Annotated in this window: 15 protein-coding genes; 13 read left to right on the forward strand and 2 right to left on the reverse strand. The window is 51.9% G+C overall.

The features are described from left to right. Positions 1-78 precede the first annotated feature (78 nt). The 4 genes from uptA (at position 79) to AC3G2T_RS34775 (ending at position 2,572) form a co-directional block, all read left to right on the forward strand. Entirely contained in the window at positions 79-684 is a 606-nt protein-coding gene (gene uptA / locus AC3G2T_RS34760) for an undecaprenyl phosphate transporter UptA (RefSeq protein ID WP_474685226.1), read from the forward strand. Positions 685-802: 118 nt separating this feature from the next. After that, positions 803-1,369, forward strand: coding sequence for a thioredoxin family protein (locus AC3G2T_RS34765; RefSeq protein ID WP_474685227.1), 567 nt, complete (start codon positions 803-805; stop codon positions 1,367-1,369). 36 nt (positions 1,370-1,405) lie between these two features. Next, positions 1,406-2,029 (forward strand): MBL fold metallo-hydrolase, encoded by a 624-nt coding sequence (locus AC3G2T_RS34770; RefSeq protein ID WP_488438315.1) that lies wholly within the window; start codon positions 1,406-1,408, stop codon positions 2,027-2,029. A gap of 198 nt (positions 2,030-2,227) precedes the next feature. Beyond that, on the forward strand, positions 2,228-2,572 hold the full coding sequence (locus AC3G2T_RS34775; RefSeq protein WP_488438316.1) for a hypothetical protein: 345 nt from the start codon (positions 2,228-2,230) through the stop codon (positions 2,570-2,572). A gap of 190 nt (positions 2,573-2,762) precedes the next feature. Here the strand turns inward: AC3G2T_RS34775 and AC3G2T_RS34780 are convergent, their stop codons facing one another. After that, positions 2,763-3,197: a hypothetical protein gene (locus AC3G2T_RS34780; protein ID WP_488438317.1), complete on the reverse strand. Its 435-nt coding sequence runs from the start codon at positions 3,195-3,197 to the stop codon at positions 2,763-2,765. Between the two features lie 139 nt (positions 3,198-3,336). Between AC3G2T_RS34780 and AC3G2T_RS34785 the strand changes: the two genes are divergently transcribed. The 4 genes from AC3G2T_RS34785 (at position 3,337) to AC3G2T_RS34800 (ending at position 6,885) form a co-directional block, all read left to right on the forward strand. After that, on the forward strand, positions 3,337-3,486 hold the full coding sequence (locus AC3G2T_RS34785) for a hypothetical protein (RefSeq protein ID WP_474685231.1): 150 nt from the start codon (positions 3,337-3,339) through the stop codon (positions 3,484-3,486). Positions 3,487-3,657: 171 nt separating this feature from the next. After that, complete coding sequence (locus tag AC3G2T_RS34790) at positions 3,658-4,407, forward strand: stalk domain-containing protein (RefSeq protein ID WP_488438318.1); 750 nt, start codon at positions 3,658-3,660, stop codon at positions 4,405-4,407. A 309-nt stretch (positions 4,408-4,716) separates the two neighbouring features. Then, positions 4,717-5,532 carry a hypothetical protein gene (locus AC3G2T_RS34795; RefSeq protein ID WP_474685233.1) on the forward strand — a complete coding sequence of 272 codons (816 nt, stop codon included), beginning with the start codon at positions 4,717-4,719 and terminating at the stop codon, positions 5,530-5,532. Between the two features lie 378 nt (positions 5,533-5,910). Next, positions 5,911-6,885 carry a PfkB family carbohydrate kinase gene (locus AC3G2T_RS34800; protein WP_488438319.1) on the forward strand — a complete coding sequence of 325 codons (975 nt, stop codon included), beginning with the start codon at positions 5,911-5,913 and terminating at the stop codon, positions 6,883-6,885. A gap of 141 nt (positions 6,886-7,026) precedes the next feature. Here AC3G2T_RS34800 and AC3G2T_RS34805 read toward each other — a convergent pair whose 3' ends face one another. Further along, positions 7,027-8,910, reverse strand: a complete 1,884-nt coding sequence (locus AC3G2T_RS34805) for a bifunctional metallophosphatase/5'-nucleotidase (protein WP_488438320.1) — start codon at positions 8,908-8,910, stop codon at positions 7,027-7,029. Between the two features lie 375 nt (positions 8,911-9,285). On the opposite strand from AC3G2T_RS34805, the gene AC3G2T_RS34810 reads away from it, so the two are divergent. From AC3G2T_RS34810 to AC3G2T_RS34830, 5 genes are read left to right on the forward strand one after another with little or no spacing between them, the layout of a single operon-like run. Further along, positions 9,286-9,990 carry a CpaB family protein gene (locus tag AC3G2T_RS34810; protein ID WP_488438321.1) on the forward strand — a complete coding sequence of 235 codons (705 nt, stop codon included), beginning with the start codon at positions 9,286-9,288 and terminating at the stop codon, positions 9,988-9,990. A 10-nt stretch (positions 9,991-10,000) separates the two neighbouring features. Continuing rightward, on the forward strand, positions 10,001-11,236 hold the full coding sequence (locus tag AC3G2T_RS34815) for a CpaE/TadZ family protein (protein ID WP_488438322.1): 1,236 nt from the start codon (positions 10,001-10,003) through the stop codon (positions 11,234-11,236). A 30-nt stretch (positions 11,237-11,266) separates the two neighbouring features. Beyond that, positions 11,267-12,697 (forward strand): ATPase, T2SS/T4P/T4SS family, encoded by a 1,431-nt coding sequence (locus tag AC3G2T_RS34820; protein WP_488438323.1) that lies wholly within the window; start codon positions 11,267-11,269, stop codon positions 12,695-12,697. 4 nt (positions 12,698-12,701) lie between these two features. Beyond that, positions 12,702-13,637, forward strand: coding sequence for a hypothetical protein (locus AC3G2T_RS34825; protein WP_488438324.1), 936 nt, complete (start codon positions 12,702-12,704; stop codon positions 13,635-13,637). Positions 13,638-13,647: 10 nt separating this feature from the next. Further along, positions 13,648-14,547 (forward strand): hypothetical protein, encoded by a 900-nt coding sequence (locus AC3G2T_RS34830; RefSeq protein WP_474685241.1) that lies wholly within the window; start codon positions 13,648-13,650, stop codon positions 14,545-14,547. The last annotated feature ends 172 nt before the right edge of the window (positions 14,548-14,719 follow it).

Raw genomic sequence — 14,719 nt, forward strand, 5'->3', positions numbered from 1 at the left:
GGGAGAGGTTAGGATCGAGCCGAAAATAGCAAGACAAAGAAGCGGTCCGGCTACTATTTGCGGAGAGAGGTCTATGAAATGGGTGAGTTCATTCACAATGTTTTGCTGTATTTGGAAGGACTGGGTTACTGGGGCATATTCCTCGGCCTTATGCTGGAAGTAATTCCTAACGAATTGCTTTTGGCCTACGCGGGCTACCTTGTTTCCAAAGGAGAAATCAGCTTTATCGGGGCGATCATATGTGCAGTCATCGGAGGGACGTTGGCCCAAATCGTGCTGTATTGGATCGGCCGTTACGGCGGAAGACCCTTTTTGGAGAAATACGGCAAATATTTGCTGATCAGCAAGCATCACATCGACGTTGCCGAGTCCTGGTTCAACCGGTACGGCACCGGGATGATTTTCACGGCCCGTTTTATTCCGATTGTCCGTCACGCGATTTCTCTTCCCGGCGGAATGGCGAAAATGCCTCTGGGCAAATTCACCCTGTACACCGGTCTGGCGTTAATACCGTATTCGTTCCTGTACGTGTATCTCGGCATGGCGCTTAAAGACAACTGGGAAACGATCGATCAGGTTGCCGGCCCGTATATTAAGCCTCTCATAATTGCAGCCGTAGTGCTGACCGTGCTGTATGTCGGCTATCAATTTTATATCAAAAGAAAAAACAAAAGCGCCAAATAATCGCTTGAATCTTGGAAGTCAATTCTGTTGGAGCTTTCGCAAGCATTTGCTACAATATAGGCAGAGCTGAAACATTACTCGCATTTATAAAAAATATGTAACAGGAGGCTGAGCATTGATGAGCATCAATCTCGCAAGCAAGCTGCGGACAGGCATTAAGCCCCAGCAATTTATCGACGGTATGGAGAAAAATAAAGAGCAGTTCCTCGCCTACTACGAAAGCTTCGAATGGGCTGACGCCGAGGACAAGGAGTATTTCGAATCCTTGAACAACCGCGACGACCTGCGCTGCCTCATTCTGTGCGCGGACTGGTGCGGAGACGTTGTGCGCAACGTTCCGGTCGTGTTCAAAGCGCTGGAAAACAGCGGAATTCCTGTGGAAGTGCTGATCCAGGAGCAAAATATGGACGTGATGGACCAATTCCTGACGATGGGCGGCCGCGCGATTCCGATCGTTATTTTCACGGATACAGGCGGTTTCGTATTAGGCCAATGGGGACCTCGTCCGCAAAATGTACAGGCGGTAATGGCGAAATTCAAGCAGGAAAACCCCGACCGCGAGGCTGCGGATTACAACGAGAAAATTCAAGTTGCCCGGGCGGAAATGGGCCGTCAATACGGCGAAGGCAACGGTTATCACGCCGTGATCGTCAAAGAGCTTCGCGATTTGATTTCTACGTTTTAAGGGCAAGCATCTCTAAAAGATTGAGAGCGAATAAAGATGATCAAAATAGATACGTTCCCTCTGGGTCCGCTCAGCACCAACGCATACTTGCTGTCCGACCCGGATACGAAAAAAGGGATCATTATCGATCCCGGCATGAACCCGCAGCCGCTGATCAACAAAATCGGCGATCTGGACATCGAGGCGATTTTGCTGACGCATGCGCATTTTGACCATATCGGCGGCGTGGACGCGATCCGCAAGCTCAAAGGCTGTCCGGTATACATACACGACCTGGAAGCGGATTGGCTGACCAATCCGAAGAAGAACGGCTCTGCGCGCTGGCCGGAGCTGGGCGCGGAGATTGTGACCGATCCGGCGGAATACGCGCTGGACGAAGGCCAGGTGCTGGAGTTTCTCGGCATCCGGCTGAAAGTTTTCCACACGCCGGGCCATTCGCCGGGAAGCGTGAGCTTCCTCTACGACAAGCACCTGTTCGGCGGCGACGTGCTGTTTAAGCTTTCGGTAGGCCGTACCGACCTTCCGGGCGGGGACACGAACACGCTGCTGGACTCGATTCAGGACAAGCTGTTCGTCCTGGAAGACGATGTCGTCGTGTACCCCGGACACGGCGCAAAAACGACGATCGGCTTCGAACGCGACAATAATCCATATGTGTAACCGAGAGGGACTGTCCGATTAGCGGACAGTCTTTTCGTTTGCGACGGCTCGTCATCCATGACAGGAAACCAATTTTATTTCTTCTGGGTATTTACCGTGTTCTGAATAGGTGCGCTCCCATAGACTGATGTTGTAAGTTAACCACCTAAACAACCACGTCACCAACTTCAGCTAACGAAATAAAGGAGGTGCTTTTCCATGGAATATCTAAGACCAAATAACGCAGCTCCCGTATTCCCGACTTATACGATGCCGATTCATACGGGACCAAACATGATGCCAAACGTAATGCCGGCCTACACCATGCCGAATGCAATGCCGAACGTGATGCCGGCCGCCTACGCGCCGCCTGTCGCGCCTAAACCGATTCATCATAACATTCATTTGCACGCGATCCAGCAAACTGCTGTAGTGTATCCGAAACCCGTGCATCATGTGAAGCCGGTAGCAGTCGCTCCTTACAACAACGTCGGAAGCATTCTTGTTCTCTTCATCCTGCTAATCATTATTACCCGCGGTTTTTTCCATCATCATAAATGCTAGTCATATTTGCAAGCTGAATGGGAAAGGGTCTGACCCAAACGCAGCGTTGGCTGCCGGAGGGCCAGACCCTTTTCGCTTTATCGCCGCAACTTGCGCAACTGTTCATGTAGCCGCGGCTTGGCAGGCCGGAAAACCTGCAAAAACTCTCATGGCGCCGTGGACAAAACGTGACCCCACAGAATGAAAATAATCAGGTCCCAGAAACCCGTACGCCGGAGCCAGTCGCACAATCTGCCTGTTTGCGCGGAGAAAGCCTGCAAAAGTCAGGAATTCGCGCGATAGGAGGCAGCAATTGCTCGGCAATGCGGGCGGAAAAAGCCTGCAAAAGTACAGTTTTTGCCCGATGGATGCGCTGGCCACGACAAATTCCTGCAATTGTGCAGGCTTTTTGCCGCGAACAGGAGCTCAGGTTCATTTTCCTTGAAAATTCCTGCACAATCGCAGGCTTTTCGCCGAAATGAACCATTTTTGCGAAAAAAGCCTGCACTTTTGCAGGCTTTTCCGCGTTGCCAGCGGGTGCGGCTACCCGCCCGCCGTCATGCAGCGCAACCCGCGCGCTGGGAGCTGCGCGGGGTAAGCGAGCGGCCTCGCAGTTGCAGTTTTGCCGCCCGGCCGGCTGCTTCACAAACGGCTGCGCCGACCTTCGGTGCCCCGCGGAGCGAAGGCGCAAATAAGCTGCTCGGTCGGCTCGTCGGAACGCTTGTGTTCGCCCCTGAGCCCGGCGGAGCGTCTTTCAATTGCCGATCCCCGTTTAGGGGGACGGCTTGCGACCTCATATGACCGGCGGAGCCCAAAACTTGTTCTATCTTCCGAAGCCTTGGTTCAAAGAAAGCGGGAATCGGGTGGCTCTTTTGATCGAAGGGATGGAAGAGGAGGCGCAATTATCGGGGTTAACATTTAAGCTCGTTGATTGAATAGAGAAGAGGCCTGTGGGGGCGCTTGCGTGCGGCCCTTGCAAGGCCTCTTCTTGACGTTTGGTTATGCAGCGTGTATTAATAAAATATGGAAAATATCATCAATCTTATGATTTGATTGGAATTTTCGGGACGTGTCAAGCCTTAGCTGTAATTGAAGGAGGAGCAAGCGTGCAGAAGTCAAGGATCAGTAAAATTTTACTTATCGCAAGCGGTTTGTTCGTTGCCATGATTTCAACGACAAATGCGGATAACCCGGAGCAAATAACCAAATCATCCGCAGCGCTAAAGGTCAATGGCGTTAAGAAAGATCTACCCGGGGAACTTCAGATTTTTAACATTAACGGCCGCACTTACGTGCCCCTCAGGTATGTGGCGGATCAATTGGGCGGAGCCGTCTATTACGATCAAAAATCTGCAGCTATTGAAATCAATCAGCCCCAAAATTCCGAAAAATACGCATCGGTTAGCTCGATAAAAAAATTCGATGACTTTACACTGGCGCTTCATTCAGGCAAAAGCGTCTACGCCCGGGACGAAGTAATAAACGTATGGTCCACGCTGTCTTATCAGGGCGCTGAGAAAACAGATTTTATACACGGACTGCCGTCGCTCACCTTCTCTATTACAGATCAAGACGGGATTAGAGAGGGCGGTTATGTTGCAGCATCCGGAATCAAAGTGGAGTTGAACCCGGGAAATGAGATCGCTCATAACTTTCCCCTAAGCACGATATTGGAATTTAATTTCCGGAAAAGCGGCAAGCCAGATTACCAAAAGTTCCTGGAAAATCCGGACTCCAACCCGGCGTATTTGCCGCCCGGAACTTATACAATTAAAGTGTACGCAAGCTTTTTGAAGGGCGAAGGTGTCGAAAACGACCGGGATGAAAGCGCAGAAATGCAAATACAGGTGAAATAACATGAAAACCACTGACCGTGCGGGTCAGTGGTTTTTTACCAGCGAATAAACCTGCCTCTAAACGCGGCCCTCACATCTTCGAAAGACATCGATAGAGGTTTATCTCACTTCTTAAGTCGGAGGAAGTATCCGTCTGGGGGCCGGGAAAAAGACTGGACTTGAGCAAGTTTTTGAAAAATTCTCCGAACCATATAATGGAAAAGTCAAAGATGATGGTGATGGGGAGTGAATATGATGGGTAATACAAAAATGAGGAGTTCGGTTGAAACAACGAATTTAAATCGCAAAATTTTCCAAGGGGAAAAGTGGTTGGTTCTTACAGGAATGCTTGGCTTTCTGCTTGCAGGGATATGTGCAGTATGGGTGTTGTTGTACGGAGGGCCCGTTTCCCCTAAAGGCAACGTTCTAAATGCGTTCTCCTTCAATGCTGCGTTGGGTATGTTTTTGATTTCGACGGCGGCAATCGCTCCTTTTTCCGAGTTGGGTACCAGAGGCAGAGCTTTCTTTCGATGGTTTTATATTATTCTGGCGCTTTATTCTTACTTTGCTGAAACCGTTCAAAATTTCCGCGGGGTCAACCCGAGATTTGTAAAGGGCGGCACACATTTTGATGCAATGGTCGGTTCTATTTTTGCTTTTGTCGCTTTGCTGTTGATTCTGAGTTATCTATTCCTGGCAGTTCAATATTTCCGCCGAAAAGCAATCGCGCTCCAACCGGAGCTGGTGCTGGGCATCCGCTATGCGATGGTCGCAATCATGCTTTCGTTTGCGGCCGGTATCTGGATTTCTCTCAATATGGGCCGAACCGTTGGCCTTCATGGCAATATAATTTGGCTGCACGGTCTCGGCTTCCACGCTCTGCAAGCCATGCCGATTGTCGCCTGGCTGACCAAACGAACCCCGCTGACGGCCAAGGCCCGCAGCAGTTTGCTTCATACCGCAGGCACCGCCTACGTGCTCGGCTTATTGGCGCTCGGCTGGCAAACGTATCTGGGCCGCTCCGTTTTTGAATGGTCGACGCTTCCGTTTGTTGTTCTCGGATGCTTTTTGATTTCGTTAGCGGCAGGGGCGCAAGCGCTGCGAAAAGCGTGGCCGCTCGCTAGAGCCGGCGGCACATCTGTTTGACAACGCGGAGAAAACCTGCAAAAGTGCAGCTTTTTGCCTGTTGAGAAGCCTGGTGCGGGAAATTCCTGCAAAAGTGCAGCTTTTTCAGTGGGTACAGGGGATCTGACCCATTTTTACCCGAAATTCCTGCGCAATCGCAGGCTTTTCCCAAAATGAGTCATATTCGCAAAAAAAGCCTGCACTTTCGCAGGTTTTCCGAAGCTGTAGCGGTCGATGGATGTCCAGGAAAACCGTTTATTAGCGGGTCACTGCCATAAAATTATGCAAGGATTTGAAAGGAATTTTGCCTTTTCGGACCGAAATAGTATTGGCATTCCGATGCTTTGGTCAAGCTAAGTGCTACATGATGAATGGTTTAGGTTACTAAGGAGATGTTTTATGATGTTAATAAAGGAAAATAAAACCATTGTTTGTTTGGGCGAGCTGCTGATCGATTTTGTGCCGGACGTGAACGGGCAGGCACTGGCGGATGTGGCCGCCTTCCAGCGGGCGGCAGGCGGAGCGCCGGCCAATGTGGCGGCAGCCGTCGCCAAACTGGGCGGCGAGGCGCGGTTTATCGGCAAAATCGGCCGCGACCCGTTCGGCGATTATTTGAAGCGCACGCTTGAGGAAGTCGGCGTGCAGGCGGCTGTAATCCAGACCGATGAGGCGAAGACCGGTCTGGCTTTTGTGTCGCTGCGGGCGGGCGGCGAGCGCGACTTTTTGTTTTTCCGCGACCCGGCGGCGGACATGCTGCTGCGCGCCGACGAAGTCGAGGCGCAGTGGCTGGCGGACGCGGCCGTGTATCACTTCGGCTCGGTGTCGCTGATCGCCGAGCCCTGCCGCACCGCGACGCTCGATGCGGCGCGCCGCGCGCGCGAGCTTGGCGCATTGGTGTCGTACGACCCCAATGTGCGCCTCGCGCTGTGGCCGAGCGCCGACGCCGCTCGGCGGGAAATACTCGCGCAGCTGCCGCTGGCCGATGTGGTCAAGGTGAGCGAGGAGGAAATCGAATTCCTCCTCGGCACCGACGCGACCACAGGGGCGCAGCAGCTGCTGGCGCAAGGCCCCAAAGTGATCGTCATCACTTTGGGCGCCCAGGGCTGCCGTGTCGTGACCGCACGGCAGGATGTGACCTTCCCCGGCCAGCCTGCGGCGGCCGTGGATACGACCGGCGCCGGCGACAGCTTCGTCGGCGCCATGCTGCTGCAGCTGGCGGCGCTCGGCGCTTCGCCGGCTGGGATCGCGGACGCGCTCGGCGAAGCCGGAGCCGCGGAGCGGGTATTCGCGTTCGCGAACCGCGTGGGCGCGATCACGACGACACGCCGGGGCGCGATCCCGGCGCTGCCGACGCTCGCCGAGGTGCAGGCGTAGCCGCGGCGCGCAAAGATGCTGTCCCGTTCGCAATGTACGGGACAGCCCGAAAATCAGGCAAAAGGACCTCAAATTCCACTACTAAGTGGAATTGAGGTCCTCTTTTCGTACAGCCCCTTTGTATTTTAGCGATACAAGCGGTTATTCTTTCACTTCCGTGATGCGGCCGTCTGTTTTGGGGCTGATCGATTTGCGTTTGCCGAGCGCTTCCTCTACCAGTTCATAGAGGGTAATGCCGGTGTTCAGCGCCTTTTTGCCTTTGAACATTTCGTACCCGTCGCCGCCGGCTGCGATAAAATCGTTGGTTGCCAGCTTGTATGTTTTGTCCGGGTCAAGCGGCTGGCCGCCTACTTTGACTTCGAGGACGCGCTGGCCGGCAGGTTTGGCCGGATTGTAGGTGAAGGACATGCCGCTGATTTGCGGGAACCGGCCTGCGCCGTTTTCCACCTGACTGACGCCGTTTTCAAGGGCTGCTTTCAGCTCGCTGCCTTTGGCATCGAGAATGACGACGGTGTTCGGGAACGGCAGCACGTCGTAGAGCGCTTTTTTCGTGATGTCGCCCGCTTTTACCTGCGTCCGGATGCCTCCGCCGTTAGTCAGCGCCACATCGGCATTGTTTCCTTGAATGGATTGGGTGCGCTCCACCATCACGTCTGTGATGAAGTCGCCCAGATTCGTTTCGCGTTTGCGGACGAAGTTGCGGTCGCCGTCCAGATCGACATCGGTTTTGGCGATGACTACGTTTAACGCGGTATCGATTTGTTTCACAATCGTTTCCACTTGTTTGGCGACGTCCGGATCGGGCTGGACGTTCTCGTCATATTCCAGCAGGCCGCCGGTAAAGTTGACCAGCTCGTTTTTATAATAGTATAAGTCAGCGCGTCCGAGCGATTTGCCGTATTCCCAATCCTGCACGATGTAAGTTCCGTTAACGACTTCCGGATCGCGGAGCGGGGTGTGGGAGTGGCCTCCGATAATCAGGTCGATTCCGGGCACTTGCTTGGCGATTTCCCGGTCCGTTTCGATGCCTACGTGGGAGACGACGACGACCCGGTCCACTTTCTTTTTCAATTCGGGCACTACTTTTTTGGCGATTTCGACAGGACTTTTGAAAGTCAGTCCCTGCACGTTGTCCGGGTGGGTCAGTATCGGCGTTTCTTCCGTTACGAAGCCGAGGAAGGCAAACTTTTTGCCGCCGATTTCCGCATAGTACACCGGTTCCAGCAGGTTGTTGCCGTCGCTTGTAAAGACGTTGGCGTTAATTATCGGGTATTTCAACTGATCGCGAAGGTTGAGCAGCTGCTTGTAGCCGAAGTCGAACTCGTGGTTTCCTGCGGCCATCGCATTGTATTTCAGCCCGTTCAGGATAGGCAGGATGGATTCTCCTTTGAATTGATTGACAAAAACGGTGCCTTGAAACGTATCGCCGGCGTCCATCAGCAGGAAATTCGGATTCTCACCGCGCCACTGTTTGATCAGCGTCGCTATTTTCGCATAACCGAATTCTTTGTTGCTTTTGTTTTCTTCGATGTGCCCGTGCACGTCGTTCGTATGTCCGATTGTGATGTGGAGCGTAACCGCATCTCCAAGAGCGTTCAGAAAGCTTCCGCGTGTCACCGTGGATTCCTCGGGAAGGGTCAGGTCGTAGTTTAATTTGGCCGCGATTTGTTTGATTTGCGCAGCTGTGGGCCGTTGATCGGGAGACGCGGCTTCGTCGGCGGTAATCAGACCTTTGGACTGAGCCAAAGAAAGCTGGCCCCCAGCCCAATGACGCTTGGCGACGGCGCTGTCTGTCGTAATGCCGGTCAAGCCCTGTACTCTTTCCAGTACGGTAACAACTTCGGCCAGCGTGACCGGGCGATCCAGCGCCAGGTTTCCGCCGAGATCTCCTTCTACCCACGATTTCTTTTGCATCCACTCCACGTGAGAGACCGGTTTGACCGGCGCAGCGAAAACGGAGCCTGCGGTTAGCACCGAAATCAAAACCCCTGAAATAACGGCGCCGCATAATTTCAACTTTTTCATCGTAGAAATTCTCCTCTCAATTCTGTTTCATATCAGTATAACGGATGCACATTTTAATAGAGTTAACTTGTTATAAAGTTTTTATAAAGGATTTGTAAGAATATGTTGAAACTTTTAAAAGAGTATGGTACTTTAGAATTACTTGAGCATGGTGCGGAAGAACCGCCTGTTTCATTCGTCTCCCAAACGGATGGACAGGCGGTTTGTCATTCGCAAAGAAAAAAGGTATTTACATATATGTGTATTTAGTGTAATATTTGGAATGAACACAACAAACATCGCTAGATTTGCGAAGAACGCAGATTTCGGACATGAGTCCGGGGTTTGCGTTCTTTTTTGCTTTTTAACTGCTTGAGAGGGAGAGGGGGAGCGGCATTGAATCGCAGGAGAAGCATGTTCATCAGTTTCACGGCGGCGATTGTCGCCGGTTGTCTTGTCTATGCCGTGTATGTGCTGCAAATGAATCAAGTGGAGCTGCAGCAAACTGTTCAGGTCGTCGTGCCTCAAGATTTTATCCGGACAGGCACTTTGATAAGCCGTGACATGGTGGGGCTTAAAGCTGTTCAGAAAGGAAGTGTTACAAGCGATATGATTACGGATTTGGAGGAGGTGATCGGTCAGGAATCGCTGCTCCCGCTAGGTACGCACGAGCCGATTTTGAAATGGAAAGTAAACCGGTATCATTTGCTGCCGTCCCGGCGTCAGGCGACTTTTCAAATACCGAAGGAATATTTGCTGTCGGTTTCCAACGGTATCCGGGCCGGGGATCTGGTCCGCCTCTTTGTGTCGTCTGCCGACGGGAGTCCGCGGAAGCTTTTTGATCAGGAAATCGTTGTCGCTTCCGTGAAATCGTCGGCTAACGTCGAAATCGACAATCCCAAAAATTCCAATCTATTGTCGAAAGCGGAGGGAGATGCGGAAAAAATGTACGTGTCCCGGCTTGAGGCCAACGGGGCGATCGATCAAATTAATTTGAATTTGACGGAGGAAGAGTGGCTGGAAGTGGACCGGCTCTGCAGCACCAAAAAAGCAAAGCTCGTCATCGCGTTCAGCTCCTCCTCGATTCTGTCGGTAGAATGAAGGGGGGATTATGATGCAAGCTATTTTGCATTCGACGGACGAAAGGTTGATCGATGAACTGACGAATGTGGTGTTTCAAGAGCATTTGGACTGGACGGTATGCGCATCTGCGGAGGAGATGGAGCGGGAATTGCTTAAGCAGCCCTACTCCCGCCTGATTGTGTCCGACCGACATATGGATTTCGGAGTTTTGGAAGAAACGCTCGAACGTTATCGGAAGCAATGGCCGGGGATGAAAATTATGGTACTTATATCCAATTACCATGAAACGTCCGTCAACGTGAAATATGTCAAGATGTGCAAGCTGAAAAAGCTTGATTACGTCCAGCCGGGCCGGGGGACGGCGATTATTGCGGATTTGATCAGAGCCTGGATCGATCAGCCGGAAACCGATTCATCCTCCTCCCAAGGGCAGGGAAAGCTGATTGCTTTTGTCGGTTCTACGCCGAATATCGGCACTACGCTTGCTTCGTTCGGCACGGCATACGCTTTGGCGGCGGAATCTTCCGCAAGTGTAGGGTATATGTGCCTGAATTTGAAAAGCTCCAAGCTTCACCGTTATTTGGGACGGGACGACAATGCGTTCACGCTCGACGGATTGCGGGCCGAGCTTAAGGCGCAAAGCTTGACGCCCCACAGGCTGCGGCAAGTATGCGACAAGCTGCGCGAAGCGCCGGGGCTGCATGTGCTCTTTGGCAACATGCTCAGAGAGCAGGCGGAGTTTTTTACGCCGATGGAGGTCGTACATCTGCTGCGCGTCGCCCGTGCCGCTTTCGATGTGTGCGTAGTCGAGGTAAACGCCTACTGGGATAATGCGGCGACGGTTTGCGGCCTGTTGGAAGCCGATACGAGGATCGTCGTGACGACCCCGGATCTGGCCCAGTTCCAGGAGGACTTCTCCAAATGGATCAGGCAGGTTGGCTCTGTTTTCGGACTGCAGCCGGACACCTTCGACTTGATCGCCGTACAGACGGATACAAGTCCGCAAAGGGAGGCTTTCAACAGCAAAGACATTCGGAAAGAAACCCAGCTGCATCTGATCGGGGAAATTTCCAGACATGCCGACGCCCTTTCATTTTGCAATCAGGGGAAACTGCTGGAGCTGTACAAGCCGGGCCATCCGATGAGAGAAGAAACGGCCGCTATCGCGCGCAAGCTGAGCGAATATTATCAGCTGCCCCGAAGATCGGTCTCGCGCAAAGCGACCTGGATCAGACGGATTTTAACAAGGCGTGCGGCGACTTGACGACATTTTGCGGGAAAGCGGGTGAGAGAAGTGAGCGAGGAGAAATTTTCCGTCATTACGTACATGCACGCGCGCAGCGACAAGGAGGCGATCACGGGGAGGGGCATGTCTGAACGGTTTGAGCGCTCAAACCGGTTTGATGAGCGCGCTCAGGCGGATAGTGTGTTTCAGCAGTGGGTGCAGGACATCCGCGGCGAGTTGGCGATGGCGAAAGGGCGAAACGACGAGGAAAAACAGCAGTACAACGAGACGCTGAACCGCGCCATTCTCGGCTATGAGGAAGACCGCGGCAAACTGCTCGCGATGATTCACGATTTGGCCGCCAAGCGCAGGCTATCCGAGCTTCCTCCCGGCGTCAGCAGCTTCGCTACTTTGCCGGAAGCGATATTTGCCGAGATTATCGGCCTTAACGTGCTGGAGCTTGTGCTCAAAAACCGGGAAGGTCTGGAAGAGATCCAGGTCGTGGGGAGGCAGATTTTTGAAGTAAGGAACGGAACGCCCGTTCCGTCCGTTCACTCGCTGCCTTCGGTGCGCGATTTGGAACGGATTCAGCAAAATTTGGTGCTTTTTAATCAGGATACGTTAAATCCGCGCAAACGATGGGCCGAGGTTGTGCTTCGGGACGGTTCGCGCGTTACGATGACTGGCTTCGGGTTCACTGCAGAGCCGACTTTAACGATACGTTTTTATACGGTACAGCGATTCGATCTTGCTGCTCTCGCTTCGCCGGAATTAGCGACCATCGATGACAAAATGAGAGATTTGATCTTATGTTTCATACGTTCCTGCTTCAACATGGTCGTGATCGGACCGACGAATTCCGGCAAAACGAATCTGATCAAAGCGATTATTGCGGAAATGGACGATAATGAGCGCATCATTACGATCGAGTCGAGATTCGAGCTGAATTTGCGGCGGGATTTTCCGCATAAAAACATCGTTGAGTACGAGATCGACGAAGAAGATCCCCGGCATTCGGGTTTACAGGCTTTTAAGCTGGCGCTGCGCCAATCCCCCAAACGCATCTGCCATGCCGAAATACGCGATAACGACGCGAACTTATATGTTCGGGCCTGCACGCGTGGGCATGAGGGGAGCATAACGTCCGTCCATGTCAGCGAATTGGAGGATGTACCGGATGCGATCGCCGATATGTGCATGCTGGACGGCAGGGGCATGGATTCCGCCCGTCTGGCCAAACGGATCACGGAATATGTGACACATATCGGAATGGAGATGGCTGTCGTCAACGGAAAACGAAAAATGGTGAGAATCGGCGAGTACAGTTACAAAAACGGGGAGGTCCATGTAAGCGATCTCGCAGTTTATGACGATTCCGAAAATCGATGGAAATTTCCCGGGAAATTGTCGGATAGCGCATCGCAAAAAATCTACAAAAAGGACCGAATCAGTTATGCGCTGCTGACACGGTTCGGATGGATCGGGAAAGAGGGCGAATGAGCGGATGATGATTTTCGCCAAATACAGCTTTCTCCTGATGCTTTTCGCCCTGTGTTACTTATCCGTAAGAGCATTGCTCCATGCGCTCATCCGACAGCGTAAAGCGAGGTACAGGCTTCACTATGTCCGACATGCCCGAATCGGCAGCAGATTAAGCGAATATTTGGCCCAAAGATATCGGCTTTATTCGTATTTGAGCGAGATGCTGGAATCCGTCGAATCTTCTTTAACCGTTGCAAATTTATTGATGATTAGCGTCCTGCTGTTTTTGGGAGGAGCTATGACGGGGGCACTGTTTTTTCAAAGCTTCAAGGGAGTTGCCATCGTCGCGCTGATCTGCGTTTCGCTGCCTTTTATGGCGCTGCGGATGAAGCTGGTTAGCCTGCGCATGCACACCAGACTGGATTTTTTGCCTGCGGTGGAAGTGTTTTACCAGTATTATATGATTGCTCCGCACAAAAATTTGCGGACAGCCCTGCAAGCATGTCTGGAAGAAGAGCGGATTTTGTATCCGATTAAACCGGTTTTCGAGCAGCTCTACCGCAATTTGATGACGCAAAGGGATACGGAGGAAAGTTTGCGAATTTTTTCGCTTACGTTGGGCCACGTTTGGGCCGACTATTTTGTCGGAATTGTGAGAGTTGCGCTAAGCGAAGGGAGCTATGTCGGAGAAAGCTTAAAGGTATTAATTACCGATATGCGCAAAGCGCAAATATCCGATCAGGCGGAACGGAACAAGCTGCTTGAAATACGCATCGCCAATTTTACTCCGATTTTGTTTCTTGTCTTATTTCTCTTCATCAATTTTAAAATTAATCCGGAAAGCGCCTATCAGTACTATGTCCTGGATCCGGGAGGGCGGAACATGCTGCTGGATGCCTTGCTGCTTATTTTTGCGTCGTTTCTGATGGGCATTTATTTATCTCTGCGAAGAATGTGAGGGGATGTCAATGGTTATAGCGAGCGCGCAGCTTTATTGGCTTCAAGTTTTGTCGAACGGGCTTCTTTTTATCGTCATCGCTGCGGCTCTCTATCATGTGCTGGCTCAAATGCCGGTGAGAACGAGAAGGTGGCGGGCGCTTGGGATCGCCGAAATAGTCCGGGAAAAACGGCCGCCCGGCTGGCTGCTCAAAGTTTTAAGGATCGGCGGCAAAAAAATCGAGGAGAAGAGGCAGCTTCTGCACGGCTGCGGTATTCAGGTTGATGCGGCATTGTTCGAGGGGGGCCGCCGCTTGGCGGCCATTGTATTGATGCTTGTGTCCATCGGCAGCTGTTTGGCGTTCCGGTACCAGATGTTTACTTTTTTTGTGAATCCGGTCTATGTGCTGGCTGCAGCGTCATGTTTGCTTATTTTCGTGCTTTTGGATAAAAAAGTACTGGCTTATATGAAGGAGCAGAGAGCCCACCGCATCGTCAAAGAGATTTATGTCGTCAGCCATCATCTGCTGTATTACAGCGAATCGAGGTTGAACCTGCATGCCAAGCTGTCGCAATGCGTGTCCCGGACGCGGACCGTTCGCGGGGCATTTCAACTGCTCATAAATGAGTGGTACCAGGATGCCGAATCGGCTATCCGCCGATTCAAGCAAAGGTTGGGTACGGACGAGGCATACAGCTTTGGGGAAACGTTGAACGCGCTGAGACTTAACGAGCATGAGGATTATTACGGGCTGCTAAGGCAGCGGATACAGGATTACAAGGAGAAGATGGAGCTTGTCCGGGAAAGCAGGAAGGAAACGGTATCCTACATGCTTTTCGTGCTTGCCGGGCTGCCGATTCTCAACACGTTTCGGGTGTTTATGTATCCGTGGATCGTAGAAGGCCAGCGTTTATTTAATTCTATTAACTAAATAAGGGAAGGTTGATTGTGTGTGCGAAATATTTTGATTACAGTCATGATGCTGATTATTGTAATGATGCTCAGAGGCCTTATATTACGGGGGTTCTAATGATTATGGAAATGCATTTGCTCACAATTTGACCACATCGTTCATTAATGCCGAGAATTTTTCTGATGCTTCT

The sequence above is a fragment of the Paenibacillus sp. sgz302191 genome (assembly GCF_057749925.1).